This window comes from Alkalicoccus saliphilus, assembly GCF_003044065.1.
Taxonomy (GTDB): domain Bacteria; phylum Bacillota; class Bacilli; order Bacillales; family Salisediminibacteriaceae; genus Alkalicoccus; species Alkalicoccus saliphilus.
Window position 1 is genome coordinate 55,280 of the sequence record NZ_PZJJ01000005.1, and the last position, 24,591, is coordinate 79,870.

The window sequence follows — 24,591 nt, forward strand, 5'->3', positions numbered from 1 at the left end:
CTCCCTTCTTATGATATATCTGATATTTTGATTCATATTGTAAACTTAATTTATCAGCCTTCTCTGCTGACCTTGAACTCAGGTCTGGTTTCTCCCTCCAAAATGAACTGTTGAAAATGAAAAAGGAAACAGACTGAGCAGATAAAGAGAGGCTGCCCTGAAATATCAAGGACAGCCTTTATTTTACTGCTGGCATTTCTCCAGCACATCAGAAAGTTCATCGACATGTACTTCTTCCACTTCTCCAGTTTTTCGGTGTTTTAGTTCCACAAAACCTTCAGAAGCTTTTTTACCTACCTGGACGCGAAGCGGAATGCCGATAAGATCCGCGTCCTTGAATTTTACGCCTGCACGTTCAGGCCGGTCGTCATATAAAACTTCTGTACCCCTGGCCTGCAGTGTCCCGTAAATTTTTTCGGCAAGGCTTCTCTGCTCTTCCTGCTTTACGTTAATTGCAATTAAATGTACGTCGAACGGAGAAACACAGGCCGGCCAGACGATGCCGTTTTCATCATAATTTTCTTCGATAACAGCAGCAACCGTCCGGGAAACACCTATTCCATAGGAGCCCATAACAATAGGTTTTGCCTTTCCCTGATCATTTAAATATTCGGCTCCAAGAGCTTCACTGTATTTAGTTCCGAGTTTAAATACGTGTCCTACTTCTATGCCCTCTTTAAAATGTATAACCCCTCTGCCGTCAGGAGAAGGATCTCCTTCCTGAATGCTGCGCAGATCCTTAAAGGCTGTTACAGAAAAATCCCTTTCCGGGTTCACATTTAGTAAATGAAATTTCTCCTTATTGGCTCCGCACACGCCGTTCACTATATATTCGACTGCATGGTCCGCATACACATTCAATTCTGCCGGCACTCCTGCCGGACCGATAAATCCAGGCACTGACCCAAGAATTTCTTTTGTCTGCTGTTCAGTTGCCATTTCGACCGTTTCGGCATTCAGTTCATGCTTCAGTTTAATCTCGTTGGCCTCGTGGTCGCCCCGTACGAGAAGAAGAACTGGTTCATTATCCGCCATGAAAAGAATAGATTTAATACACTTTTCAGGTTTAACGTCTAAAAACCGTGATACTTCTTCAATCGTCCGCTGCTCCGGGGTTTCAACCTCTCTAAGTTCTCCGGCGGCTTCATCCGGTTTATCGTATGAAGCATTCACAGGTGCAATTTCAATATTTGCTGCAAAATCAGAGGCATCGGAGTAAGCTATGGTATCTTCCCCTACATTTGAGAGTACCATAAACTCATGGGTGTCTTTTCCGCCCATTGCCCCGGAATCAGCTATAACAGCCCTGAAATTCAATCCGAGCCGCGAAAAAATGCTGTTGTAGGCTGTATACATTTTTTCATAGCTTTCGTCGAGCCCCTCAAAATCTTTATCGAACGAGTAGGCATCTTTCATGAGAAACTCCCGGCCGCGGAGTACTCCGAATCTCGGCCGCCTCTCATCCCGGAATTTTGTCTGAATTTGATAAAGAGTCATGGGCAGTTCTTTATACGATCTTACATCGTCCCGAACAATGGAAGTAATAACTTCTTCGTGGGTCGGCCCGAGGGCAAATTCTCTGTTATGGCGGTCAGTAACTCTCATTAACTCCTCGCCATAAGCTTCCCAGCGGCCGGATTCCTTCCACAGCTCCGCCGGCTGAATCGATGGCATGAGCATCTCCTGAGCCCCCGAGCGGTCCATTTCCTCCCGGACAATCTGCTCAACTTTCCGGAGTACACGCCATCCTAAAGGAAGAAAGGAATAAACACCTGCCGCGCTCTGACGGATCAGTCCTGCCCGCAGCATCAGCTGATGACTGACGATGTCCGCTCCGCTTGGTATATCTCTTAATGTAGGAATTAAATACGTTGATTGTTTCAATATGAGCCACCTCTATTAACGTGTTTTATAAAAATAATCGGTTGATATCATTCCATGTTACTGCAAGTACTAAAAGCATAAGAAGCGCAAACCCTATTAAATGCACCATACCTTCTTTTTGGGGATCAACCGGTTTCCCCCGGACAGCTTCCAGCCCGATAAACATAAGCCTTCCCCCGTCAAGAGCCGGCAGTGGAAGCAGATTGATAATACCGAGATTCACACTTAAAATAGCTGTCCATTGTAAGAGTACAAGAAAGCCCATTGCCGCTACTTCACCAGTGTATTCATAAATACCTACAGGACCCGCCAGTGCGTCAAGCGAAAACTCCCCGGTAATAAGCAGTCCAAGAGCTTCAATGATGAGTGCTGTGTATTCATATGTCTGAGTAAATCCAAAAGCAAGTGCTCCTGAGATACTTCTTTCTGTCGGAGCCATAACCCCTATTACACCAACGTTTTCCGCTTCCGGCACTTCTCTTTCTTCCGGTGTCATCTCTAAATTAAACGTTTCATTTCCTCTGGCAATCTCAAACTCCATGTTTTCGTTGGGATTTTCCTGGATAATCTCTGTCATATCTTCCCATGTAGCAACTTCCTCACCATCTATGGAAGTAATTCTGTCACCACTTTCAAGTCCGGCTTCCACCGCCGGACCATCATCGGTCACATCCCCTATAACTGACTCGTTTACCGGAAGACCGGCTACAGCAGCGTAGATGATGAGAACAAATACCGCCAGAACGAAATTCATAAAAGGGCCGGCGAAGATAGCCGCAGCCCGCTGACCGACGGTTTTTGAACCAAATTGTCTGTCATATGGGGCAATTTGAGTCGGCTTTTCATCATACACATATTCTGCACGCCGATCCAGTTCGTACGTAACCAGCTCTTCAGTATCTTCAGTGTATCCCTGAATGAACAAATCTTTTTCCATATCGACTTTTTCCACCTGGATCACTTTGCAGTCCGGATGCTTTGATTTGTTATTAATGATCATCCTGCTGACTTTTCCTTCTTCTGTAAACAGCAGACCGATTTCGTATCCCGGCTTTATCTGTACAAGTTCAGGATCTTCCCCGGCCATACGGACGAAGCCACCGAGTGGAAGCAGACGGATGGTGTAGAGGGTTTCATTGCGGACAAAGCTGAACAACTTCGGTCCGAAGCCGATCGCAAATTCCCGACAGAGAATCCCTGCTTTCTTTGCAACGATAAGATGTCCCCATTCATGGATAAAAACAAGTAAACCGAAAATAACGATTACGGCTAATAAAGTATTCATTTATGCACACACCCTTTAACGTGAATAATCAGCTACGCTTGATCGGGTTTTTTGATCAATTTCCAGAATCTCTTCCAAAGAGGGGGCGGTTAAAGTTTCGTGTTCTTCCAGCGCCCGTTCCACAAATTCATCAATCTCCAGAAAACGTATTCTATCTTCTAAAAACATAGCTACAGCTTGTTCATTTGCAGCATTCAGAACTGCAGGAGCAGAACCGCCTTCTCTGCCCGCTTGAATTGCAAGCTTTAAGGCTCTGAACCTTTCGTAATCCATTTTTTCGAAATGAAGCGCTCCTGCTTCCCATAATTTTAACCTTCTGGAGCCTGGTATAGCAAGCCTGGACGGCTGGGTAAGTGCATATTGAATCGGGACTCTCATGTCGGGTGTCCCAAGATGGGCGAGGATACTTCCGTCCACATACTCCACCATCGAGTGGACAATACTTTCTTTATGAAGCACTACGTCTATGTCGTCGTAATCCACGCCAAAAAGCCAGTGTGCTTCAATAACTTCCAGCCCTTTATTCATCATAGTAGCCGAATCCACCGTAATTTTCGCTCCCATACTCCAGTTGGGATGGTTAAGCGCTTCTTTAACCGTTACCCCCTGCAGGTCTTTTCGGGCTTTGTCCCTGAAGCTTCCACCAGATGCGGTGAGAATCAGTTTTTCTACTTCTTTAGCATCTCCGTGCAGACACTGATAAATGGCCGAATGCTCACTGTCTACAGGGATGAGCTTCACCCCGTATTTTCTTTGCAGCTCTGTGACAATGTGGCCGGCTGTAACGAGCGTTTCTTTATTTGCAATAGCTATGTCCTTACCGGATTCCATCGCTTTAAGTGTAGGTGGAAGCCCAACGCTTCCCATCACTGCATTTACGAGTATATCACCCGGGCTGCCTGCTTCTGCAACTGCAATCAGTCCTTCTTTTCCTGTTACAATCTCCGGATGATAAGTCAGAAGGCCCCGGAGCTCGTGTGCTGTTTCTGTTCCCTGCACAGATATAAGCTCAGGCTGAAATTTTTCGATATATGGAAGTGCTGTAGCAGTGTTCCTCCCATAGGCTAAAGAAACAAGTTTAAATTCCTCAGGATGATTAGCCAAAACGTCCAGAGTCTGTTCTCCTATGGAACCTGTAGCTCCGAGTAAATGAATCGATTTCATACTGTGCCCCCTGTGTTAAGTTAAAAATCCGAACAGATACAATATAGGCATTACAAAAATAAGGCTGTCAAAACGATCAAGTATACCGCCATGACCAGGCAGGACATGGCCGGAATCTTTAACTGCGTAGTGCCTTTTAAAAGCGGATTCCACCAGATCTCCGAGCTGACCCGCTACTGAAACGGTGAGTATGACAAGTATAACTGTCCATAAAGAGTCAAAAACGGGCACTATCATTACAAAGATCAACCCCGCAATGTAGGCCAGCGCAATCCCCCCGAGAGAACCTTCAATTGTTTTTTTAGGACTGATCTCCGGCCAGAGTTTATGCTTCCCAAAACTTCGTCCTGCAAAATAAGCCCCGGAATCCGTTGCCCAGATTAAAATAAGTAGAAAAAATATTAAAGCAAGGCCATTATCCAAAAACCTCGCATACATAAAATAATGAAAACCGAATCCGACATAAACGGAGGCCAGTATCATAAATCCTGCTTCATCGAATGTGAATTTATTTTTAGTAATAACTGTCAGTGCCAGCATCACAATAATAAGAAGTAAAAACAATTCCAGCCGTTCCACCTGCCAAAATTCTGTTAAAAGCCAATTCTGGGGCAGAACAAGAAGCAGGACAAATATAAACCCAATTAAACTCCGCATACTCCAGACAGGAATCTGCTTCATCTTCAGAAGTTCCCATATGCCTATTAAGGCAAGTAGTATAATAAGTAAAGTGAAGGGGAGACCCCCGAGATAAATCAGCCCTAAAAACCCGGCCCCTGCTATTACTCCCGTAATAATACGCTGCTTCAAAAAAACCCTCCTCTAAACTCCGCCATATCTCCTCTGCCGTTGCTGATATGCACTGACAGCCTCAATAAAATTATCCGGTGAAAAATCCGGCCATAATACTTCTGTAAACCAGAACTCGGAATACGCAAGCTGCCATAGCATAAAGTTACTGAGCCTGATTTCACCACTTGTCCTGATCAGGAGATCAGGTTCAGGAAAACTGCTCGTCATCAAATACTCCGTTACTGTATCCTCTGTAATTTCTTCTTCCGAAAGGCGTCCTTTTTCTACATCTTCATACATGGCCCGGAAAGCATCCATCAACTCTGCTCTGCTCCCATAATTTAAGGCAAAATTTAATATCAGTCCACTGTTTTCTTTTGTGGCCTCCACCGCTTTGTTTACTGCACGGATCGTAAATTCCGGAAGTTTTTCGATATCCCCTGTTATTTTTACTTGAACGTTTTCTTTTGTTAATTTAGGAAGTTCACTATTTAAAAAACGTTCGGGAAGTCTCATCAAAAAATCCACTTCTGTTTTTGGACGCTTCCAGTTTTCTGTGGAAAAAGCATAAAGAGTAAGATATTTCACTCCTATTTCGCTCGCCGTTTCAACTATGTTCCGGACCACATTCATACCTTCCCGGTGGCCGGCTATTCGTGGAAGCCCCCGCTGTTTAGCCCATCGGCCGTTACCATCCATTATTATTGCAATATGGGCAGGGACCTCCCCCTCCAGAAGATTCGGATATTCTTTATTATATTCTAATTTTTTTCGTTTTGTCAGTTTATTAAGCATGAACGTATGCCTCCAGCTGGTTCTGTCTGTCTTTGAAAAGCTCCGTTCTTATTCTATCACGTTTGCTGCCAGGGTATAACTAAGAATAGTTATTTTATGTATTCCTTTCCTTCTGTTAAATAAAGAAAGACTGTCCTGCCGAGTAATTTTCAGCAGCACAGCCTACAGAGAAGATTAAATTTCCCGGACTTCGTCTTCTTTCCTCTTGGAATGCTCGTCGATTGACTTAATCGTCTTGTCAGTAAGCTTCTGAACATCTTCCTGACTGCGCTTAAGCTCATCTTCTGTAAGTTCCCCATCTTTCTGAAGCTTTTTAAGCTCGTCGTTTGCTTCGCGGCGGATATTTCGCACAGCCACCTTTGCTTCTTCTGCATAACGTCCGACCAGCTTAATGAGTTCTTTGCGCCGCTCTTCGGTTAATGCAGGAATTGTAATTCTGATCACATTTCCGTCATTGTTCGGGGAAAGGCCCAGATCGGCTTTTTGAATTCCTTTTTCGATGTTCTGCATAGCAGACTTATCGAACGGTGTGATGAGAAGCATCCGTCCTTCCGGTACGGAAATGGAAGCCAGTTGATTTAGAGGAGTAAGCGCCCCGTAGTATTCCACCTGGACTTTATCCAGAAGGGACGGGTTTGCACGGCCTGCGCGGATTGTAGCCAGTTCTTTTCCGAAAGCTTCCACTGATTTGTTCATTTTTTCTTCTGCCTGTTTTAATACTGATGATGACATTAAGACTGCCCCCTTATAATCGTACCTATTTCTTCGCCGTTTACTACACGTTTAATATTGCCTTTTTCACCGATGGAAAAAACAATGAGAGGAATATCATTATCCATACATAGAGAGGAAGCTGTAGCATCCATCACTGCCAATCCATCTTTCAGTATATCAAGATAAGTGAGTTTTTCATATTTTACAGCATCGGCATTAGTGGATGGGTCTGCGCTGTAAACACCGTCTACATTATTTTTTGCCATTAAAATAACGTCCGCTTCTATTTCAGCAGCCCGGAGAGCGGCTGTCGTATCTGTTGAGAAATAAGGATTTCCCGTTCCTGCAGCAAAAATCACAACTCGCTTCTTCTCCAGGTGCCTGATGGCACGTCTTCTGATATAAGGTTCTGCCACCTGTCTCATTTCAATAGAAGACTGAACCCTTGTCTGCACTTCAATGTTTTCCAGGCTGTCCTGCAGAGCCAGTGAATTCATTACGGTGGCGAGCATTCCCATGTAGTCAGCTGTTGCACGGTCCATTCCTTTGGCTGCTCCAGCCATACCGCGCCAGATATTTCCTCCACCGACGATGATAGCTACTTCTACATCCATTTCCTGAAGCTCCTTGACCTGTTCCGCAATGGACTGAATCATTTCCGGATCAATTCCAAAGCCTTTCTCTCCCGCAAGTGCTTCTCCGCTTAATTTAAGTACGATACGTTTGTAAGCTGGCTGCTCCATAGGTCCCTCCAGTGATTAAAATTTACCATGTATTCGAAAAACCGCTCAGGAAAAAGGGACACAAAGTGCCCCTCCGTTTCCTTACTTTTTCACTTGGGACATAACTTCTTCGGCAAAGTTGTCTTCACGTTTCTCCATGCCTTCTCCAACTTCATAACGGAAGAAAGTTTTGACGGATCCACCTTTGGACTCTACGTACTTGCCTACTTTTTGATCGCTGTCTTTTACAAACGCCTGTTCATTAAGGCAGATTTCTTCAAAAAACTTGCTGAGACGGCCTTCCACCATTTTCTCTACAATATTTTCAGGCTTGCCTTCATTCATTGCCTGCTGCTTAAGAACTTCACGCTCCCGGTCAGTCTCCTCCTTGGAAACTTCATCACGGCTTACATATTTTGGGTTGATAGCAGCTACGTGCATAGCCACATCTTTGGCTGTCTGTGCATCTGCTCCATCAACGACTGCAAGTACTCCAATACGGCCTCCCATGTGAATATAGGAACCAGCATGCTGATTTTCCTGAAGTTCTACAATTTCAAAACGGCGGAGGGAGATTTTCTCTCCAATTTTAGCAATCTGGGAAGTAATAAAGTCCTGGAGAGTGTTTTCTTCTCCTGCAAAGCCCTGCTCAAGAGCATCAGCCGCAGTAGCCGGCTTGTTTTCAAGAATGTGCTTTGCTACAGCATCCACCATGTTTACGAAGTTTTCGTTCTTTGATACAAAGTCTGTTTCAGCATTAATTTCTACGATAACTGCCTGGTTGCCTTCCTGTACAATATGAGCAAGACCTTCAGCAGCAACGCGGTCTGCTTTTTTTGCTGCTTTGGAAATTCCTTTCTCACGAAGGAAATCAATTGCCTTATCCATATCACCGTCTGTTTCTGAAAGGGCTTTCTTGCAGTCCATCATACCTGCCCCTGTTTTTTCACGAAGCTCTTTTACCTGCTTTGCTGTAATCGCCATTGTAAAATTCCTCCTTAATAATATAAATCCGTAGTAACCGGCAGAATAAAAAAATCCGTTCATTCAGGCCGGCCGTCTATTATAAATAATCCGTTTTTCTTAAAAAAAGGTGATAAAGGGTCAGCCCCTCTATCACCCTTCTGATTACCTATGCTGTAGTTTCTTCACCCTGGTTTGCTTCAATGATCGCATCCGCCATTTTAGCAGTTAACAGACGAACCGCACGAATAGCGTCGTCGTTACCCGGGATGACGTGGTCGATCTCATCAGGGTCACAGTTAGTATCTACAATTCCTACGATAGGAATATTCAGCTTGTGCGCTTCTGCCACTGCGATACGCTCTTTACGAGGATCGATAATAAACAGGGCATCCGGAAGCTTGTTCATTTCTTTAATACCACCAAGAAACTTTTCAAGTCTGTCCATTTCTTTGTTAAGAATGACAACTTCTTTCTTTGGCAGAACTTCGAACGTTCCGTCTTCCTGCATTACTTCAAGCTGCTTAAGACGCGCAATACGCTTACGGATAGTTTCAAAGTTCGTGAGTGTTCCACCCAACCAGCGCTGGTTGATGTAGTACATTCCTGCACGCTCGGCTTCTTCTTTAACAGAATCCTGAGCCTGCTTTTTTGTACCTACGAACAAAACTGTTCCGCCCTGTGACGCAAGGTCACGTACAAAATTGAATGCCTCTTCAACTTTTTTGACCGTCTTTTGAAGGTCAATAATATAAATACCGTTTCTTTCTGTGAAAATGTAGCGATCCATTTTTGGATTCCAGCGGCGTGTCTGGTGTCCAAAATGTACCCCAGCTTCAAGAAGCTGTTTCATGGAAATCACTGCCATAATCACTCACCTCCTCTTGGTTTTTTACCTCCGGTAATATCATCTTCCACCCGGACTCGACTGAGCACCCCGGCGCAGAATCCAAAACCGTGTGTTTTTAACACCATCAAAAAATATATCATATCTTTTAATAATCCGCAATACTTCCAGCTGAAAAACCTGACACCTATCAGCCGCGCTGCTTTTTAAGTTCTGCCAGGAACTTATCGTTAAGCACTTTAATATAAGTCCCTTTCATTCCGAGAGAGCGTGATTCAATTACACCCGCACTCTCCAGCTTACGAAGCGCATTTACAATCACTGATCGGGTAATTCCTACACGATCGGCAATTTTACTTGCTACGAGGAGGCCTTCGTTTCCGTCCAGTTCCTCAAAAATATGCTCTACAGCTTCGAGTTCACTGTAGGAAAGTGAGCTGATTGCCATCTGAACAACAGCCTTACTACGCGCTTCCTGCTCAATTTCCTCCTGCTTCTCGTGAAGGATTTCCATGCCGACAACAGTTGAAGCGTATTCGGCAAGAAGGAGGTCATCATCGTCAAAGGAATCATCAAGACGAGCGAGGATGAGTGTCCCGAGCCGCTGGCCTCCGCCCTGTACCGGTACAATTGTTGTCAGCCCATTTTTAAAGAGGTCTTTATTCTCTACAGGGAAAGCTGTATAATCACTTTCGATATCGAGGTTCGAAGAAGTTTCCTGGATGTTAAAAAGTCCGCTTGTATACTGTTCAGGAAACTGACGCTGTTCCAGCATGGACTTCATACGCTGGTTTTCGATTTCCTGCTTAATAGAGTATCCAAGAAGCTTTCCACGCCGGCTGACGATGAATATATTCGCTTCGATTACGTCGCGAAGCGTTTCGGCCATTTCTTTGAAGTTTACAGCCTGTCCTGCACTTTTTTGAAGCAGGTCATTGATTTTTCTTGTTTTTGTGAGTAGATCCATAGGTTAATACCCTCCTGAGATTTATAAAATATATTGACTGACATCACGGTTTTTAGCTACCGAGGCCAGTTTTCCCTCTACATATGCCGGTGTAATTGTAACAGTATCCATTGTTATTTCTGAAGCTTCAAAAGATAGGTCTTCAAGCAGCTTTTCCAAAATAGTATGGAGCCTTCGGGCACCAATATTTTCCGTCTGGTCATTAACTTCGGCTGCAATTTCTGCCATACGGCGGACTGCTCCATCTTCAAATACGAGCTTAATTCCTTCCACTTCCAGCATACTTTCATACTGCTTCAGCAGAGCATACTGAGGTTTCGTCAAAATATTGACGAAATCGTCGACTCCGAGGGAATCAAGCTCCACCCTTATAGGAAGTCTTCCCTGAAGTTCAGGAATTAAATCTGAAGGCTTGGAGAAATGGAAGGCTCCTGCCCCTATAAAGAGCATATGATCCGTTTGCACCGCTCCGTATTTTGTAACTACAGTTGAGCCTTCAATAATCGGGAGAATATCACGCTGAACCCCTTCTCTTGAAACATCCGCCGACTGCTGACTCTTTCCGGCAACTTTATCAATTTCATCAATAAAAATTATACCGAGCTGCTCTGCTCTTTCTACAGCTTCCTGGGAAACTTCTTCCATGTTGATTAGTTTCTGAGCTTCCTGCTCGGCCAGTACACGGCGGGCACCTTTGACAGGAAGCGTTCGTTCGGCTGTCTGCTTCGGCATCATTCCCCCAAGCATTTCCTGCATATTCATTCCCATCTGTTCCATACCGCCGCCCTGGAACATGTCTGTAAATGATTTTCCCTGTTCTTCTACAGTAATTGTTACTTCTTTATTTTCCAGTTCGCCATTTTTCAGCTGCTCCTGTATTTTTCTCCGTGTCTGGCGGTAGGTTTCATCTGCAGGTTTTTCTTCTTCCTCCGGTTCCTCTTCTTCGTTTTGAAAAAACATTTCGAGAGGATTTCTGTAATTTTGGGAAGATTTGGATTTTTTATTGTGCGGGTGCAGAAGATCTACAAGTTTCTTCTCAGCAAGTTTCTCCGCTTTATCATTTACTTCCGTCATTTTTTCTTCTTTAACGAGCCGGACCGAGGTTTCGACCAGGTCGCGGATCATTGATTCCACATCTCTGCCGACGTACCCCACTTCAGTAAATTTGGTCGCTTCCACTTTAATAAAAGGGGCTCCGACCAGCTTAGCAAGACGACGTGCTATTTCTGTTTTACCTACACCAGTAGGCCCAATCATCAATATATTTTTTGGAGTTATTTCTTCTTTTATTTTATCGTCCAGCCTGCTGCGGCGGTAACGGTTTCTTAAAGCTACTGCTACTGACCGTTTTGCCTGCCTTTGACCGACAATTGTCTGGTCCAGACGTTCAACAATTTGAACAGGGGTAAGTGAACTGTTCATCTTAGCTCTCCTCCGTTCCATCCGGTGATTCTACAATAATGTGGTGATTTGTATAAACACATAAGTCCGCGGCCGTCTCAAGACTTGCTTTCGCGATTTCAGCTGCTGATAAGTGGGAAGCATGCTGCTTCATTGCCCTGCCGGCGGCAAGAGCATAATTTCCCCCGGAACCTATAGCAATAATTCCGTCATCCGGTTCTATAACTTCTCCGGTTCCTGCTATAAGGTAAATAGAATTCTTATCCATTACGATCAGCATAGCCTCCAGCCGGCGGAGCACTCTGTCGCTTCTCCATTCTTTTGCGAGTTCCACTGCAGCACGCTGCAGGTTACCGCTGAATTCCTCCAGTTTTGTTTCGAATTTTTCATAAAGTGTAAAAGCGTCCGCCACTGAACCGGCAAAACCTGCCGTAACTTTCCCCCGGTACAGTGTACGTACTTTACGGGCTGAATGTTTCATCACTACAGCATTTCCAAAAGTGACCTGCCCGTCGCCGGCCATGGCAGACTGGCCTTTATGACGCACAGCAAAAATTGTTGTTCCTTTAATCGGTTCCACCTGCATCTTCCTTTCCGGTCGTTTTATGCCCGCGGATGAGTATTTCGGTATACTTCGCGAAGCCGGTCCTTCGTTACATGAGTATAAATCTGGGTAGCGGCAAGATCTGTATGACCGAGAAGCTCCTGAACCGTCCGCAGGTCGGCACCTTCATTCAGAAGGTGCGTAGCAAATGTGTGCCGCAGAATATGAGGACTCATACGGGAAGTCAATGAGGCATCCACGGATAATTTGTTGAGAATTTTCTGGATACCCCGGGCAGTAAGTCTTTTTCCCGTGTAATTAAGAAAAAGTGCATCATCCTGCGGCTTAAGTCTCGGGCGGCTTTCATTAATATAAACCGTGAGGGCCTCCGCTGCAAAACTTCCGACCGGAACATAACGCTCCTTGCCACCCTTTCCTTTGACGAGAAGAGTTTCCAAATATATATCGAAATCTTTAACATCAAGTTTAATACATTCTCCTACGCGGATCCCAGTTGCATAAAACAGCTCGAGCAGTGCTGAGTTTCTTTTTCCAAGGTCTGTTTCTGTATCTACAGAATCGAACAGCTGAAGCATTTCTTCCTCATAAAAAAAAGAAGGAAGCCTTTTTCCCTTCCTCGGCACGTGAATAAGCGTGAGAGGGTTTTCCACAACTGATTCTTCCCTTAAAAGATACGTATAAAACGACCTCAGGGATGAAATCTTTCTGGCTACGGTCGTACGCGCCAGCTTTTCAGCGTACAACTCTGTTAAATACTCCCGGATATGTACATACGAAACCTCAGCCGCAGAAATATTCCACCGCTGATCAATATATTTCAGAAAATGAGCAATATCTTTTTCATAACTGCTTACAGTATGCTTAGAAGCACGTTTTTCAATACGGAGAAATGTAAGAAAATCTGAATATTCCCGGTCCATAGCACATTCCTTTCCGGCACATTTAGAAAACATAAAATTAGAGCTACTAAATAGTATCATAATCCAGCAGCTCTTTCAATAAACTTTACATTTTTTTCACAAAATTCAGAATTGTATTCCTGGTATTGAATCAGCAGATGAACTTGAAGACACTTCCTTCCAACTATTCAAAGACTGGAAAAAGGTCATGAAATGATGCCCGGGCCCGTCGAATGAAAAATACTTCGTAATTTACACTATGTTAAAGCCCGCGTCGATATTTGGAGAGAAAAGTGTTTCTGCTTTTCATCAGTTCTGTTCTTTGTTCCGTAAAATGATGCCAGGGCAGAGACTTCCAGCAGAAGTGAGAAGACGCTCCCGGACGGAAGGACCTCCGCAGCAGAGGTGAAGAGCCGCACGGACTCTAAAAAATAACACGGCGTTTTTAAAAGAGCGACTCTTTATAAAACGGCACTTCAGAAAGTGGAGGATTCTAAATGAAGACCCGCATCCAAAACAAGGGACCATCACCTAAAAAGGTAACAGCCCTCCTTCGTTAATTGCGGTCTTCTTTATAATCACATTCCGTACACTGGACGTGTGTGCCTTTTTTCGATTTTTTCTCTACGAGCAGGCTGCTGCATTTAGGACATTTACGTTCAATTGGTTTATCCCATGAAATGAATTCACACTCCGGATAACGGTCACATCCGTAAAATATACGCTTCTTTTTACTTTTACGTTCCACTACATTTCCTTCGTTACATGAAGGACACGGAACCCCTATATCTTTAACAATGGCTTTCGTGTTTCTGCATTCCGGAAAGTTGGAGCAGGCCATGAATTTACCATAGCGGCCCATTTTATAGACCATTTCGTGGCCGCACTTTTCGCAGTCTTCCCCGGCAGGCTCATCTTTAATCTCGACTTCTTCCATTTCCTCTTCTGCTGTTTTCAGGCGCTTTTCAAAATCCGTATAGAAACGGTCAATGATACTGACCCAGGAATTTTCACCATCTTCAATAGAGTCAAGATCAGATTCCATCGTAGCCGTAAATTCCACATTAAGAATTTCCGGGAAAAATTCATTAATCAGTTCCAGAACAATCGTTCCGAGTTCAGTAGGAACAAAACGCTTTTCTTCAAGAGCAACATATCCTCGCCGCTGAATCGTATCCAGCGTCGGGGCATATGTGGAAGGACGCCCAATACCAAGCTCTTCCAGAGTTTTTACAAGCCTCGCTTCCGTGAAACGTGGAGGCGGCTGTGTAAAATGCTGGTTAGGAGCGATAGTTTCCGCAGTGGTGACTTCTCCCTCTTCCATATCCGGAAGAAGTTTATCTTTTTCTTCTTTTCCGTCGTCACTGCCTTCAATATACACTTTCATAAACCCTGCAAATTTTAACTTGGAACCATTTGCCCTGAACTGAACACCGTTGTTTGACATATCAACAGCCATTGTGTCCATCACAGCCGGTGCCATTCGGCTGGCGACCATTCTCTCCCATATCAATTTGTACAGACGGTATTGATCCCGCGATAAATATTGTTTTATCGTCTTTGGATCATATTTAACTACTGTAGGTCTTACTGCCTCGTGGGCATCCTGAGATTTGGAAGACTGCTTCTGCTCACCTGTTTCTCCAGCATACTCTTTACCGAAATTTTCCAGAATATAGTCATATGCTTCGTTTTTAGCTGTATCTGATATCCTGGTTGAGTCAGTACGCATATACGTTATTAAACCGGTTGTTCCGGCTTTACCTATAGCAATACCTTCATAAAGCTGCTGCGCAAGCATCATTGTTTTCTTGGCACGGAAATTCAGTTTTCTGGCGGCTTCCTGCTGAAGTGAGGACGTAGTAAAAGGAACGACCGGCTTTCTGCGCCGCTCTTTCTTTTTTACTGAATCAACGGTCAGATCTCTTCCTTCCATCCTGTCGAGTACATGGTTGACGTCTTCTTCAGATTTCAGTTCTTTCTTTTCTCCGTCCAAAGATACGAATTTCGCTTCAAAAGACCTGCCGTCTTTTTCCATGTCTGCTGTAATTGACCAGTACTCTTCCGGCTCGAAAGCTTTAATTTCGTTTTCCCGGTCAATTATTAATTTAACTGCGACAGACTGCACACGCCCTGCACTCAGTCCTTTTTTAACTTTTTTCCATAAAAGCGGACTGATGTTATAACCTACCAGTCTGTCGAGAACACGTCTGGCCTGCTGGGCATCTACAAGGTTTGTGTTAATTTCTCTTGGATGCTTAAAAGAATCCTTGATAGCCTGTTTAGTAATTTCATTAAATACAACCCGGCATTTGGAATCCATATCAATATTCAGGCTGTCTGCCAGATGCCAGGCAATTGCTTCCCCCTCCCTGTCGGGGTCGGCAGCAAGATAAATACGCTTGGCTTTCTTTGCAGCCTGTTTGAGTTCTTTAAGAATCGGCCCTTTTCCGCGAATCGTAATATACTTAGGAGAATAATTATTTTCTACATCTACACCCATCTGACTTTTAGGTAAATCGATGACGTGACCCATCGATGCTTTAACAACGTATTTTTTCCCTAAATATTTTCCAATCGTTTTCGCCTTAGCGGGAGATTCTACGATCACTAAGTAATCCGACATGTGCTGTCGCTCCTCCCTGTATCACAAGTAAAAGAATCTCCCCTATTATTAAACACTCTGTCTCAATTTGTCAAACTGCTTTTAAAAGTCTTTTTAATAACCAAACTCCTCAAGCAGATCCTCCGGAGTCAATATTGACTTGGCACCATCCTGAATAAGACGGTTTGTCCCTTCAGAAAGCTGGTCAGTTATTCTTCCAGGAAGTGCGTAAATATCTCTCCCCTGCTCCAGGGCAGTTTCTGCTGTAATCAGTGAGCCACTCCGCATTTTAGCTTCTACAACGAAGACCCCCCTGCTTAACCCGCTGATTATCCGGTTTCTTTCAGGAAATCGGTGTTTCATAGGTTTTATATACGGGGGATACTCGCCAAAGACAAGGTGATCCCTTTCCATTTTCTCCTTGAGATTTCTGCTGCTTACGGGGTACAGGTGATTCAGCCCGTAAGCAAGAACAGCTGCCGTTTCTCCTCCAAATTTTATAGCAGTTTTGTGGGCCAGAGTATCTATACCTGCTGCCATCCCGCTGACGACTACTATACCTTTTTCTACTGCCGGCCTTAAGAGCACTTCCATATTTCCTGCTGCATAAACGGAAGGATGTCTGGCTCCGACAACACCGAGCGTCATGTTCTGAAGAGGGAATGTTTTTCCTTTACAGTAAAGAACAGCAGGCGGGACAGTCATGTGAAAGAGATGGGAAGGGTAATCTTCGTCAATTAATGAAATGGCTTTTACGCCGTCTTTCAAAAGAAGTTCCTGAATGGCGTCGTAGGAGAGATCCCGGACTTTTTGCACAATCGTCCGCAGCTTTTCCTTTCTTTGAAATGGGATTTCCCCCAGGAGAAATGAATTTTTTTCATATATTCCGTTCATATCCGGGTCCATCCGAAAAATTTCATTTACCAGTCTGCTGTTCCCTCCACTGCAGTAGTGCAGATGAATTACACGGTCATTTATGCTCTCTGGAATCATATTTTCTCCTCCGGCTCTCGTATTTTCCTGCGGTCTATCGTAAAAATATACGGATCACCAATTTGCAGCCTCATCTCCAGCTGTATTCGGCTGGTTACCTTTTTTCCATAGCTATTTAAATATCGCTGACGGCTTGAGAAACACTTCGCTTCCAACCGGCCTGCCGTGGAGGAGATTTTCGGGCAGGCTGCGCCCTATCCTCCAATATCCTTCTTCCACGGGCCGGTGTCCGCTTCGTTTTTTCACAGAAAAAGAAAAATTCTGCTTTTCATAAACACTGCTCTTTATGCTGTAAAACTGATGCCATAGCGATTTTTCGAGACGCCTGTGGAAGCGCGCAGATCCTCCCGGATGGAAAGACAGCCGCAGGCAACCTTCACATACAACACGGAGCTTTCTCCATAAAAAAAGAGCGCGCGAAAAAGGAGAATTCTCCTTTTTCACACACTCAAAAATTGCCGTTCCGGTTTATTTGACCGGGTGTGTAACACATTTATCGTAAATATTATTTTCTTTCAGCACGGAAATAAGCGCTTCACCCATAACAGCAGGTGTTTCAGCCACCTTCACACCTGCATTGTTCAGAGACTTAATTTTCTCGTCTGCTGTGCCTTTACCTCCGGAAATAATCGCACCAGCGTGGCCCATGCGCTTTCCAGGAGGTGCTGTTTTCCCGCCGATAAATCCAACTACCGGCTTCGTCATATTCTCTTTAATCCAATCTGCAGCTTCTTCTTCAGCCGTTCCGCCGATTTCACCGATCATAATAACAGCGTGGGTGTCCGGATCTTCATTGAAAAGTTTCAGAACATCGATGAAGTTAGTACCGTTAACCGGGTCTCCGCCGATTCCTACAGCTGTTGACTGGCCGATTCCTTCTGTGGAAAGCTGGTGAACCGCTTCATAAGTGAGAGTACCTGAACGGGATACTACACCAACATGTCCTTTTTTATGAATGTAACCCGGCATAATACCAATTTTACATTCTTCCGGAGTAATAACACCTGGACAGTTCGGCCCGATAAGACGCGTTTCTTTGTCTTCAAGGAAACGTTTAACCTTAATCATATCGATTACAGGAATTCCCTCTGTAATAGTAATGACCAGTTCCACTCCTGCATCTGCCGCTTCCATAATAGCGTCCGCTGCAAACGGAGGTGGAACATAAATTACTGAGGCATTGGCACCAGTCTGCTTCACTGCTTCCTCTACGGTATTAAAGACTGGTATGCCTTCAATTTCTGTACCGCCTTTACCAGGAGTTACACCGCCGACAATCTTTGTTCCATACTCCACTGCCTGTTTAGTATGGAAAAGACCTGTCGCCCCGGTGATCCCCTGTACGATCACTTTTGTGTCTTTATTAAGTAAGATACTCATGCAATATCCCGCCTTTCTGCCTAGTTCACTGCTTTAACAATTTTTTCTGCACCGTCCGCCATGGAATCTGCAGAAGTAATATTCAAGCCGGATTCGTCCAGAATTTTCTTTCCAAGCTCTACGTTTGTACCTTCAAGCCGAACAACGAGAGGAAGCTCCAGACCCATCTGCTTTGTAGCTTCTACGATACCTTCAGCAATTACATCGCACTTCATGATACCGCCGAAAATGTTTACATAAATCCCTTTAACCGATTTGTCGGAAAGAATGATTTTAAATGCTTCGGTTACTTTTTCTGCGTCAGCACCGCCCCCAACGTCGAGGAAGTTCGCAGGGTCACCGTTATGGTATTTAATAATGTCCATCGTAGCCATAGCCAATCCGGCACCGTTTACCATGCATCCGATATTGCCGTCCAGAGAAATGTAGCTGAGATCATATTTGGATGCTTCGATTTCTTTTTCATCTTCCTCATCCAGATCACGGAGTTCCAGTACGTCTTTCTGGCGGTAAAGGGCGTTGGAATCAAAATTCATTTTTGCATCCAGTGCCATTACATTTCCGTCCCCAGTCGTAACAAGAGGATTTATTTCTGCAATGGAGCAGTCTTTCTGTTCAAACGCTTTGTAGAGACCGAGCATGAATTTAACAGTTTTCCCTACAAGTTCTTTAGGGATATTCATGTTAAATGCAAGACGCCGGGCCTGATAAGGCATTAGGCCTGTTACTGGATCAATAACTTCCTTGAAGATTTTTTCCGGTGTTTTTGCGGCAACTTCTTCAATTTCTGTACCGCCTTCTTCAGATCCCATCATGACAATGCGGGAAGTGTCGCGGTCTACAACCAGACCTACGTAATATTCATCTTTAATATCACAGCCTTCTTCGATAAGAAGACGCTTCACTTCTTTCCCTTCTGGACCTGTCTGGTGCGTAACGAGAGTCTTGCCCAGAATCTCCTCCGCATATGTACGTACATCATCCAGATTTTTGGCGATTTTAACTCCGCCTGCATTTCCTCGTCCACCTGCGTGGATCTGTGCTTTGACAACGGTTACATCTGTACCCAAAGATTTAGCTGCGTCTACCGCTTCCTGGCGTGTATAGGCAACTTTTCCATTTGGGACAGCAACACCATAGTCCCTCAATATTTCTTTACCTTGATACTCATGGATATTCATAGCCATCCTCCTTACTTGAGTCACTGCTACTGCTTTTAAAGAAGCATTGTCTTAGGAATAAAACTGCCCCACTCCTGTGAGAACAATTTCACACAATTACCATTTTACAATAGATTGGGAAGATTATGTACAGGAAAGCAAAAAAAAATAGAATTTTTTCATTTTTACATATTGCCCTGCTTTTGATAAAGGTGCTGCGGAAAGTTTTACGCGTAGTATGGGGATACGTGAATTTTCCAAGGGCTGACTAATACCGCTTCGACAGATTTAATTTTCCGTTATGCAAACAGCCTCCTTGACCGGAGCAAAACTTCTTCGGTGTTCTTCAGTTACTCCTAATCCAGCCATCGCCTGAAGATGTTCTTTCGTCCCGTACCCGGCATGATTTTCAAACCCATAGCCCGGGTGCTTTTCTGCGAGCTGCTTCATCCACTCATCCCGTTTAACTTTCGCAGCTATGGAAGCTGCAGCAATTGAAACAGAGCGGGTATCTCCCTTAACTAAAGAGGTCTGACGCACGTCGGTTTCTATTTCCATAGCATCGATAAGCAGGGAGTCCGGCAGCTGCGGGAGGCTGTCAACCGCACGCTTCATAGCCATTTTGGAAGCCTGATATATATTATATTTATCGATCTCCCACGCTTCTGCTCTTCCAATACCTACCGAAGCGTTTGTCCAGATCCATTCATTAAATTCATTCCGCTTTTTTTCTGAAAGTTTTTTGGAATCTGTAATGCCAAGTGGAGGTTCCGATGTGCGGAGAATAACCGCTGCTGCAATAACCGGTCCTGCGAGCGGTCCGCGGCCGACTTCATCTATGCCGGCTGTCGCTGTAAAACCTAAGTCTTTTTCTTTTTTTTCAAAGTAAAGCATCTCTTCCCGATCATCCATTAGTTTTTTCTTTGTTTCCTGCTTTTTGTCCCATTTTTCCAGGAGTACTCTGACTCCTTTTCTTTCATCCTTCCGCCACTCCTGAATTCGTCGGTCTTCAGCTGTAATAAACTGAAGTTCTTTTTTGATTTGATTAATGCTTTCTTTCATGGAATCCCCCCGGCTTCTTGTTATTCATAATTCAGCTACAATTAATGACGCTGTTCTGCTCGTCAATAAAACGGCCCGGAACTAACTGCATATTCGACAAATAAACGAATCAGCTCGCGGGCAGTATAAAAGCTGTGCGGCTATTATTTACGGAGTTTCCAGCGTAACAGGGCCAAACTTGCCATGCCTGAAATCCCGGAAAATAATTTCTGCAACCCGGTCGTAATCAATCAGACCGCCGGCTACCAGACACCCCCGCCTTTTTCCAACAGCATCAAAAAGGTCTACTACGTCCTCCGGCAGCTCCTCCAGGTCATACCTCTGCTTTAAAAGCTGAGGATAATGCACCTTCATAAATTTCAGAAAAAATACAACGGTATCCTGAAAATCAAAAATCTCTTCTTTGATCGCCCCGGTTAAAGCGAGACGGTAGCCTACTTCTTCATCTTCGAATTTCGGCCAGAGTATGCCCGGTGTATCCAGAAGCTCCATCTCTCCACCGACTTTTATCCACTGCTGTTTTTTCGTAACCCCTGGTTTGTCGCCAATATTTGCAATTTTTTTACCCGCGAGCTTGTTAATGACAGTGGATTTTCCTACATTGGGTATTCCAAGTATTAATGTCCGAAGTGCCCGAGGGTTAATACCTTTACGCTTCCATTTTTCAAGCAACGGCGCAGCAAGACTTCTTACCGCTTCCGGAATTTTATTCATTCCTTTTCCTCTTTGTGCGTCGATCACGAGGCTTTTCGAAAATTCTGTTTCAAAGTATTCAAGCCAGCGCTTGGTCATTTCAGTATCGGCGAGGTCAGCTTTATTTAAAAGCACGAGCCTCGGCTTCTGCTCTACGAGTTCCTCGATCATAGGATTACGGGAAGACAGAGGAGTTCTTGCGTCGACGATTTCTATTACGACATCTATCTGACTGAGTTTTTCCTGCACCTGTCTTCTGGCTTTTGCCATATGACCGGGATACCATTGAATTGCCATAGTCTGCACCACCTTAGTCTACAATCTTCACATTATTTATCGGCCATATAATAACTTCTGCTTCACCGAGAACTTTGTCGAATGGAATTACTCCTATGTGCCGGCTGTCTCTGCTGAACTGCCGGTTGTCCCCGAGAACAAACAGATGGTCTTCAGGCACTTTTTTTATAGGAAGTGAGCTCCTCCATTTCAAAATCAGCAGTGAAGGGCACGAGAGGGAGATTTTGTTTGTACTCTGTTAAAAAATCTTCTTCAACAGCTTCATTATTAATATAAAGTACATTATCTCTGTACGATATCTCGTCTCCCGGCAGTCCAATCACCCGCTTAATATAATTTATATCTTCCTCTGCTTCAAAAACGATAATATCAAAGCGGTCCGGCTCTGAGATAAAATACCCTATCTTATTTACGAGCATCCGATCCTCATGATTGAGAGCGGGAAGCATCGACTGACCGTCCACAAGTATTGGGGCGAAAAGAAAATATCGTGCTGCCAGCGCGAAAATAACTGCCAGCATGACTGTTTTTACCCATTCCCGAACCCCTGATTCGACCATCTCTCCACCCCCGCACTTTTTAATATTTTATCACAAGGAATTCATCCGGACGAGATTTACTTGAATCAGGGGTTTAAATCAATACAATTGCAGCTGAAGTTTACTGTATGAAAAAACCGTATTCAGCCTGCACGTTAGCGGGTATTTGCAGAAACATTTATGAACAGTCTTTTTTCAAGCTGTCGATAAGATATTTTTGTTTGTATAGACAGACGCTTACCTGCCTTCACCTTCCGGGACGCTGCAGAGAAATCAAAAAAGTTTTCTGCCATGAAAAACCTCTCTTTATAAAGCCGTTATTTTTCGATCAAGAGAGGCTTTTCCCTCCTATACGGCGGAGATGCCGGTGGGAATTGAGCTCAGTCAGACCACGGCATGCCCGGTAAGAAAAGGAGATTATACAACATCTGGAATACATATTCTGCACCGATTATTTAATCAACAAACTGAAAAAAAGAGACTGTCCAGTAAAGGACAGTCTCTTTTTCTTACTATCGCTCTTTAATTCGCGCAGCTTTTCCGCGTAGAGAACGCAGATAGTAAAGCTTCGCCTGACGGACCTTACCACGACGCTTAACCTCAATCTTGTCGATACGAGGTGAGTGTACTGGGAATGTACGCTCAACGCCAACGTTGTAAGATACTTTACGAACAGTAAATGTAGAGCTGATACCGGATCCACGGCGCTTGATTACGACACCTTCGAATACCTGGATACGCTCACGTGAACCCTCGACAACCTTTGCATGGACACGTACAGTATCCCCTGCACGGAACTCAGGAATGTCAGACTTCAATTGCTCTTTAGTAATATCACGAATAAGTTGTTCCATTTTGTTCGCCTCCTTCCCTACAGACATTCATAACAGTTTCATCAGCGGAACGTCTTGATCTGGCCAAAGCCACAAAGAAAATAATAACACAGCAAGCCGGCTTCAGCAACCAAAAATTTATTCTTCATCCCATTTTTCAATCATCTTTTTTTCCTTATCGGACAGCGGGACGTGCTCCAGCAGATCCGGTCTTCTTTCCCATGTCCGCCTGACAGCCTGTTCTCTTCTCCATGCCTCTATCTTCGCGTGGTGTCCGGACAAAAGAATTTCCGGCACTTTGTACCCCCGGAAATCAGCAGGCCTTGTATAATGGGGATATTCCAGAAGACCGGTACTGAAAGAATCTGTAACCGCAGAGCTTTCGTTGCCCAGCGCCCCCGGCAGAAGCCTTGTTACGCTGTCCGTAATCACCATGGCACCTATTTCCCCGCCGGTGAGCACGTAATCACCAATAGAAATTTCATCTGTAACAAGATACTCCCTGATACGCTCATCGTACCCTTCATAATGGCCGCACAGAAGAATTAAGCTCTCCTCCCGGGCGAGTTCCTCTGCTTTTTTTTGGGTGTACCTTTCGCCCTGCGGACAGAGCAGAATAACTCTCGGAACAGATTTACTTTCTCTTTTCTCCTGCTCAACTGCATCGAACAAAGGCTGCGGTGTAAGTACCATTCCTCCGCCGCCCCCGTATGGATAATCGTCCACCCGGCCGTGTTTATCAGCACTGTAATTTCTGAAATCCATGACGTTATACTCCACTATCCCTTTCTTTTGAGCCTGATGAAGGATGGAATGGGAGAACAACCCTTCAAACATCTGCGGAAACAAAGTAAGAATCGATATTTTCATAAATCAAGCAGACCTTCCATCGGTGTAATGACGATCCTTCCCTCTTCAAGATTTATTGTTTTTACTACTTCATTAATATAAGGGATTAATATGTCTTTTCCCCCTGCATCGGGCTTTACTATCCATACATCATTTGCCCCCGGAGTTAAAATTTCTTTGACAACCCCGAGTTTCTGATCTGCTTCTGTATAAACTTCAAGCCCGATAATTTCATGATAATAAAACTCGCCTTCCAAAAGTTCATCTTCTTCCAGCTTTGAAGAATGAATCTTCAGCATGCCGCCTTTCAGCGGCTCTGCATCATTTACATTATTAAAGCCTTCAAAAGTCAGAAGATCAAATTGTTTATGCTTTCTCCAGCCGCTGACAGTCACCGGCTTAGGAGGCTGCTCTGCTGAAAATACGGTAAGCTCCATGCCTTTCCGATAACGGCGTTCCGGAAAGTCCGTACGGGAAATAACCCGCACTTCGCCGCGGATTCCGTGGGTATTCACGATTTCCCCGACGTTAAACCAATCACTCATCTTCCATGCCTCCGTGCCGGAGTTCGTGGACGATACCGTCTTTAATAACAATTTCCGTACCTTTCATTACTTCGTCCCAGTTGTCGCCTTCTTCAACCTGCTCAATCATTTGAATAGTTCCTTCACGAATCTCGGCTCCAAAATCCAGTTCTTCCAGCTGGCCCTGCTTCAGCTCGATCTGACGAAGACGTTCTTTACGTTTTGCCACTTCTTTGTTAAAGCTTTCTTTTAAAGACTTCTGATAGTTTGGATCGGTATTTTCTTTAAGTTTCTTATGTAACACGAACTCCAGCTGCTTTAGTTCATTGTTTAATTTATACTGGCGGGATAAAAACTGTTCCTGAAGTTTAGTTTTGCTGGCTTCGGTTAAAATTTGCTTTACTACGACTTTTTTGATGATCTCCATGTGGAGCACCTCCTGATTTATACGTTGCAATCCCAGTATACCTTGTTTAGGGAGGGAAAAAAAGAGTGGAGTTGCAGACGGAACCCCGGCTGCAACTACCGTAGTCCATCAGCTTCCATACTTTTCACATAACCGGAGTACAGGCTGATTCAGTAGACAGCGGAAATTTTTCCTGAAAAGCATAAAAGATCTGTCAGAGTATACTGACAGATCTTTCTGACTGAATTGTTA

At 44.3% G+C, this 24,591-nt stretch carries 23 protein-coding genes and 1 pseudogene; all 24 read right to left on the reverse strand.

The window, feature by feature from the left end; translation table 11 throughout:
• Positions 1-183: 183 nt before the first annotated feature.
• Positions 184-1,884 (reverse strand): proline--tRNA ligase, encoded by a 1,701-nt coding sequence (locus C6Y45_RS04720; protein WP_107583882.1) that lies wholly within the window; start codon positions 1,882-1,884, stop codon positions 184-186.
• 25 nt (positions 1,885-1,909) lie between these two features.
• Positions 1,910-3,169 carry an RIP metalloprotease RseP gene (gene rseP, locus C6Y45_RS04725; RefSeq protein WP_107583883.1) on the reverse strand — a complete coding sequence of 420 codons (1,260 nt, stop codon included), beginning with the start codon at positions 3,167-3,169 and terminating at the stop codon, positions 1,910-1,912.
• 15 nt (positions 3,170-3,184) lie between these two features.
• The gene (dxr, locus tag C6Y45_RS04730) at positions 3,185-4,333 is read right to left on the reverse strand and encodes a 1-deoxy-D-xylulose-5-phosphate reductoisomerase (RefSeq protein ID WP_107583884.1); all 1,149 of its coding nucleotides are present in this window, start codon (positions 4,331-4,333) and stop codon (positions 3,185-3,187) included.
• Positions 4,334-4,348: 15 nt separating this feature from the next.
• Complete coding sequence (locus C6Y45_RS04735) at positions 4,349-5,143, reverse strand: phosphatidate cytidylyltransferase (protein WP_107583885.1); 795 nt, start codon at positions 5,141-5,143, stop codon at positions 4,349-4,351.
• A 12-nt stretch (positions 5,144-5,155) separates the two neighbouring features.
• A complete protein-coding gene (locus C6Y45_RS04740; RefSeq protein WP_107583886.1) occupies positions 5,156-5,920 on the reverse strand; it encodes an undecaprenyl pyrophosphate synthase in 765 nt (254 codons plus the stop codon).
• Between the two features lie 174 nt (positions 5,921-6,094).
• Complete coding sequence (gene frr / locus C6Y45_RS04745) at positions 6,095-6,652, reverse strand: ribosome recycling factor (protein ID WP_107583887.1); 558 nt, start codon at positions 6,650-6,652, stop codon at positions 6,095-6,097.
• Positions 6,652-7,377 carry a UMP kinase gene (gene pyrH / locus C6Y45_RS04750; protein WP_107583888.1) on the reverse strand — a complete coding sequence of 242 codons (726 nt, stop codon included), beginning with the start codon at positions 7,375-7,377 and terminating at the stop codon, positions 6,652-6,654. The genes frr and pyrH overlap by 1 nt, the downstream gene beginning before the upstream one ends.
• An 81-nt stretch (positions 7,378-7,458) precedes the next feature.
• Entirely contained in the window at positions 7,459-8,340 is an 882-nt protein-coding gene (tsf, locus tag C6Y45_RS04755; protein ID WP_107583889.1) for a translation elongation factor Ts, read from the reverse strand.
• 148 nt (positions 8,341-8,488) lie between these two features.
• Positions 8,489-9,187: a 30S ribosomal protein S2 gene (gene rpsB, locus C6Y45_RS04760; RefSeq protein WP_107583890.1), complete on the reverse strand. Its 699-nt coding sequence runs from the start codon at positions 9,185-9,187 to the stop codon at positions 8,489-8,491.
• A gap of 169 nt (positions 9,188-9,356) precedes the next feature.
• A complete protein-coding gene (gene codY, locus C6Y45_RS04765; protein ID WP_107583891.1) occupies positions 9,357-10,133 on the reverse strand; it encodes a GTP-sensing pleiotropic transcriptional regulator CodY in 777 nt (258 codons plus the stop codon).
• A 21-nt stretch (positions 10,134-10,154) separates the two neighbouring features.
• Positions 10,155-11,555: an ATP-dependent protease ATPase subunit HslU gene (gene hslU / locus C6Y45_RS04770; protein ID WP_107583892.1), complete on the reverse strand. Its 1,401-nt coding sequence runs from the start codon at positions 11,553-11,555 to the stop codon at positions 10,155-10,157.
• Position 11,556: 1 nt separating this feature from the next.
• Positions 11,557-12,114, reverse strand: coding sequence for an ATP-dependent protease subunit HslV (gene hslV / locus C6Y45_RS04775; RefSeq protein WP_281260584.1), 558 nt, complete (start codon positions 12,112-12,114; stop codon positions 11,557-11,559).
• Positions 12,115-12,137: 23 nt separating this feature from the next.
• Positions 12,138-13,052 carry a tyrosine recombinase XerC gene (xerC, locus tag C6Y45_RS04780; protein WP_245922559.1) on the reverse strand — a complete coding sequence of 305 codons (915 nt, stop codon included), beginning with the start codon at positions 13,050-13,052 and terminating at the stop codon, positions 12,138-12,140.
• Positions 13,053-13,554: 502 nt separating this feature from the next.
• A complete protein-coding gene (gene topA, locus C6Y45_RS04785) occupies positions 13,555-15,624 on the reverse strand; it encodes a type I DNA topoisomerase (RefSeq protein WP_107583895.1) in 2,070 nt (689 codons plus the stop codon).
• Between the two features lie 93 nt (positions 15,625-15,717).
• Positions 15,718-16,596 (reverse strand): DNA-processing protein DprA, encoded by an 879-nt coding sequence (dprA, locus tag C6Y45_RS04790; RefSeq protein WP_107583896.1) that lies wholly within the window; start codon positions 16,594-16,596, stop codon positions 15,718-15,720.
• 468 nt (positions 16,597-17,064) lie between these two features.
• Positions 17,065-17,976 (reverse strand): succinate--CoA ligase subunit alpha, encoded by a 912-nt coding sequence (sucD, locus tag C6Y45_RS04795; RefSeq protein WP_107583897.1) that lies wholly within the window; start codon positions 17,974-17,976, stop codon positions 17,065-17,067.
• Positions 17,977-17,996: 20 nt separating this feature from the next.
• A complete protein-coding gene (sucC, locus tag C6Y45_RS04800) occupies positions 17,997-19,157 on the reverse strand; it encodes an ADP-forming succinate--CoA ligase subunit beta (RefSeq protein WP_107583898.1) in 1,161 nt (386 codons plus the stop codon).
• Between the two features lie 267 nt (positions 19,158-19,424).
• The gene (locus C6Y45_RS04805) at positions 19,425-20,198 is read right to left on the reverse strand and encodes a ribonuclease HII (protein ID WP_107583899.1); all 774 of its coding nucleotides are present in this window, start codon (positions 20,196-20,198) and stop codon (positions 19,425-19,427) included.
• A 147-nt stretch (positions 20,199-20,345) separates the two neighbouring features.
• On the reverse strand, positions 20,346-21,188 hold the full coding sequence (gene ylqF, locus C6Y45_RS04810; protein ID WP_107583900.1) for a ribosome biogenesis GTPase YlqF: 843 nt from the start codon (positions 21,186-21,188) through the stop codon (positions 20,346-20,348).
• Positions 21,189-21,201: 13 nt separating this feature from the next.
• Positions 21,202-21,748, reverse strand: a pseudogene (gene lepB, locus C6Y45_RS04815) (signal peptidase I).
• A 491-nt stretch (positions 21,749-22,239) separates the two neighbouring features.
• On the reverse strand, positions 22,240-22,581 hold the full coding sequence (gene rplS / locus C6Y45_RS04820; RefSeq protein WP_107583901.1) for a 50S ribosomal protein L19: 342 nt from the start codon (positions 22,579-22,581) through the stop codon (positions 22,240-22,242).
• A gap of 117 nt (positions 22,582-22,698) precedes the next feature.
• Positions 22,699-23,430 (reverse strand): tRNA (guanosine(37)-N1)-methyltransferase TrmD, encoded by a 732-nt coding sequence (gene trmD / locus C6Y45_RS04825; protein WP_107583902.1) that lies wholly within the window; start codon positions 23,428-23,430, stop codon positions 22,699-22,701.
• On the reverse strand, positions 23,427-23,954 hold the full coding sequence (gene rimM / locus C6Y45_RS04830; RefSeq protein ID WP_107583903.1) for a ribosome maturation factor RimM: 528 nt from the start codon (positions 23,952-23,954) through the stop codon (positions 23,427-23,429). The genes trmD and rimM overlap by 4 nt, the downstream gene beginning before the upstream one ends.
• Positions 23,947-24,360 carry a YlqD family protein gene (locus tag C6Y45_RS04835; RefSeq protein ID WP_107583904.1) on the reverse strand — a complete coding sequence of 138 codons (414 nt, stop codon included), beginning with the start codon at positions 24,358-24,360 and terminating at the stop codon, positions 23,947-23,949. The genes rimM and C6Y45_RS04835 overlap by 8 nt, the downstream gene beginning before the upstream one ends.
• Between the last annotated feature and the right edge of the window lie 231 nt (positions 24,361-24,591).

Excerpts from the sequence above, each read along its gene's own strand:
- rseP (WP_107583883.1), bottom strand. The coding sequence starts at position 3,169 with ATGAATACTTTATTAGCCGTAATCGTTATTTTCGGTTTACTTGTTTTT.
- dxr (WP_107583884.1), bottom strand. The coding sequence starts at position 4,333 with ATGAAATCGATTCATTTACTCGGAGCTACAGGTTCCATAGGAGAACAG.
- C6Y45_RS04740 (WP_107583886.1), bottom strand. The coding sequence starts at position 5,920 with ATGCTTAATAAACTGACAAAACGAAAAAAATTAGAATATAATAAAGAA.
- frr (WP_107583887.1), bottom strand. The coding sequence starts at position 6,652 with ATGTCATCATCAGTATTAAAACAGGCAGAAGAAAAAATGAACAAATCA.
- pyrH (WP_107583888.1), bottom strand. The coding sequence starts at position 7,377 with ATGGAGCAGCCAGCTTACAAACGTATCGTACTTAAATTAAGCGGAGAA.
- tsf (WP_107583889.1), bottom strand. The coding sequence starts at position 8,340 with ATGGCGATTACAGCAAAGCAGGTAAAAGAGCTTCGTGAAAAAACAGGG.
- rpsB (WP_107583890.1), bottom strand. The coding sequence starts at position 9,187 with ATGGCAGTGATTTCCATGAAACAGCTTCTTGAAGCTGGGGTACATTTT.
- codY (WP_107583891.1), bottom strand. The coding sequence starts at position 10,133 with ATGGATCTACTCACAAAAACAAGAAAAATCAATGACCTGCTTCAAAAA.
- hslU (WP_107583892.1), bottom strand. The coding sequence starts at position 11,555 with ATGAACAGTTCACTTACCCCTGTTCAAATTGTTGAACGTCTGGACCAG.
- xerC (WP_245922559.1), bottom strand. The coding sequence starts at position 13,052 with ATGTTTTCTAAATGTGCCGGAAAGGAATGTGCTATGGACCGGGAATAT.
- topA (WP_107583895.1), bottom strand. The coding sequence starts at position 15,624 with ATGTCGGATTACTTAGTGATCGTAGAATCTCCCGCTAAGGCGAAAACG.
- dprA (WP_107583896.1), bottom strand. The coding sequence starts at position 16,596 with ATGATTCCAGAGAGCATAAATGACCGTGTAATTCATCTGCACTACTGC.
- sucD (WP_107583897.1), bottom strand. The coding sequence starts at position 17,976 with ATGAGTATCTTACTTAATAAAGACACAAAAGTGATCGTACAGGGGATC.
- sucC (WP_107583898.1), bottom strand. The coding sequence starts at position 19,157 with ATGAATATCCATGAGTATCAAGGTAAAGAAATATTGAGGGACTATGGT.
- C6Y45_RS04805 (WP_107583899.1), bottom strand. The coding sequence starts at position 20,198 with ATGAAAGAAAGCATTAATCAAATCAAAAAAGAACTTCAGTTTATTACA.
- ylqF (WP_107583900.1), bottom strand. The coding sequence starts at position 21,188 with ATGGCAATTCAATGGTATCCCGGTCATATGGCAAAAGCCAGAAGACAG.
- rplS (WP_107583901.1), bottom strand. The coding sequence starts at position 22,581 with ATGGAACAACTTATTCGTGATATTACTAAAGAGCAATTGAAGTCTGAC.
- trmD (WP_107583902.1), bottom strand. The coding sequence starts at position 23,430 with ATGAAAATATCGATTCTTACTTTGTTTCCGCAGATGTTTGAAGGGTTG.
- rimM (WP_107583903.1), bottom strand. The coding sequence starts at position 23,954 with ATGAGTGATTGGTTTAACGTCGGGGAAATCGTGAATACCCACGGAATC.
- C6Y45_RS04835 (WP_107583904.1), bottom strand. The coding sequence starts at position 24,360 with ATGGAGATCATCAAAAAAGTCGTAGTAAAGCAAATTTTAACCGAAGCC.